General features: G+C 54.8%; 1 protein-coding gene and 1 pseudogene. Both read left to right on the top strand.

The window, feature by feature from the left end; translation table 11 throughout:
• Positions 1-65 precede the first annotated feature (65 nt).
• Positions 66-683, top strand: a complete 618-nt coding sequence (locus DW49_RS0123815; protein WP_005621355.1) for a GAD-like domain-containing protein — start codon at positions 66-68, stop codon at positions 681-683.
• A 97-nt stretch (positions 684-780) separates the two neighbouring features.
• Positions 781-2,016, top strand: a pseudogene (locus DW49_RS01000000128840) (lipase family protein).
• Positions 2,017-2,123: the final 107 nt, after the last annotated feature.

Here is a 2,123-nt window from a genome sequence, read left to right as displayed (position 1 = left end):
TTTGAATTTTCCGTTAGTTGGTGGCTGATTTTTTTCGAAAACAGTACACTAGCACGGATTTTGTAATGGACGAGTTCTATGCATCATTCCTTAAGGACTTTAACCCGACAACTGATCACCAAGAAGTCCCGCAATCAAGCATTGATCGATACGAGAAAAAACTACCCGTACAACTGCTTGAATATTGGAAAGAGCACGGATGGTGCGGCTATGCGGACGGAATATTTTGGACCGTCAACCCGCAAGAATACGAAACTATACTTAGCCATTGGCTTAGCGAGACCAGCCTTCCTAAAAATGACAACTATTATGTGATTGCCCGCAGCGCATTCGGTATTCTTTATGTATGGGGTCAAAAGCAAGGCTATTGCCTGACCATATCATCTTATCGAGCGCGGTATTTTTCTCGCACCTCCAGATTTACGGAAGAAAAGCTGGATGCAGGAGTTAACGCATTTTTCTTTTCGATGAGCCCTAATCACAACGACATCGACGGCCTTTTTGAACCTGCACGAGAAAAACTCGGCCCACTAAAAAGTGACGAAATGTACGGCTTCGTTCCTGCGTTGGCACTCGGTGGTCCGATGGAATTAAAAAATCTGCAAAAAGTAAAAACCATCGAACACTTAACATTCCTGTCTCAGCTCTCGCCGCTTCAGGACTGGGGTTTTCCTGACGTTTAAGCCTCCTGACTCTTCAACGGGGGGCTGCGTTCATAGGTGACGTCAGCGCTCTGATCGGCTTAAATCGAAGCTCACACGTAAGTTTGGAGAAGTGATGATGCACTCATTGGTGCGGTCGTCAGCGGTCCTGCTACTCGCACTGCTGACAGGCTGCAGCGGTACGCCTCAAGCCACCTCAGAAGCGGTACCCGGAGACGGTGGCGTGCCGGACTTTTACACCTGGGCAGGCGAACTGCCGTCCAGGCCGGGACAGCTTCTGCGTTCTGAGCCGCTCACGCCACAGCAAGGTCTGAAAAGCGCCGCGCTGAATATTCGTATTCTGTACACATCGACTGACGGCCGCAGCAACGGGCCCATTGCGGTGTCGGGTGCATTGTTCATTCCTGAGGGCACGCCGCCGAAGGGTGGATGGCCATTGATGGCGTGAGCACATGGCACGGTTGGTAGTGCGGATGTCTGCGCGCCTTCTTTTGCCGGGCGCAGTGGTCGCGACACGCGCTATCTGAATGAATGGCTCGGGCGCGGTTACGCGATTGTGGCCACTGACTATGAGGGTCTGGGGACGCCGGGGCTGCATCCGTACGGGCTGAGCAGCCCGTTGGCTTACGGTGTTCTGGACGGCATTCGTGCGGTTCAGAGGGCGGATTTCAATCTGTCTTCGCGGGTTGTTGTGTTTGGTCAGTCGCAGGGCGGTCGTGCTGCGTTTGCGACGGCTGTCTACAAGAAAACCTACGCACCGGAATTGAATATTGTCGGTGTGGTTGCGACCGGGACGCCGTATCCGCTGGCTTCAGGGCCTGCGGGGAATATCGGGCAGGACACGTCACGCGATCAGGTCACGCCATCGTTAGCTTACAACCTGCTGCGGCTGAGCACTGCGGGGCTGATCAATCCGTCGTTCGTGGCCACTGATTATCTGAGCGACCGTGCAAAACCTGCGTTTGAAGTCAGCCAGCGGGATTGCCTGCAAGCCATTGAGCGCAAGGTTGTTGCAGACGGGCTGACGTTCAACAACAGTTTCAGGCGCTCGCCGGAGGCTGCGCTTGATCAGGTGAACCGCGAGTCTTCCTACCCGACGTTGACGTCAGACATCCCGATTTTTATAGGTACGGGCGGCAAGGATGTCGTTTCACCGGTCCGCAGCCAGATCGCGCTGGTCAAGGATGCGTGCACTGCAGGTGACCGCATTGAATGGCATTACTACCCGCAGCTGGATCATTCGGGGGCGGTGAACGGCTCCCTGCCGGACTCGACACGTTTTGTCGAGAAAGCGTTTTCGGGGGAGTTTATGGCGGGGAACTGTGGGGCGATTGGGGCGATCCGCCCGCGCTGATGTTGAAGCCAGGTGCTTATCGTTCCTTACGCTCCAGCGTAGGAATGCCTTGCGTGACGCTCCTGCGTCACAAATCTCTGCCGCGCCGCACATTCAAGATCGGACGC

It is taken from the genome of Pseudomonas avellanae BPIC 631, assembly GCF_000444135.1.
Classification (GTDB): domain Bacteria; phylum Pseudomonadota; class Gammaproteobacteria; order Pseudomonadales; family Pseudomonadaceae; genus Aquipseudomonas; species Aquipseudomonas avellanae.
The sequence above is the reverse complement of the archived record's forward strand: the minus strand, read 5'-3'. Positions and strand labels throughout refer to the sequence as shown.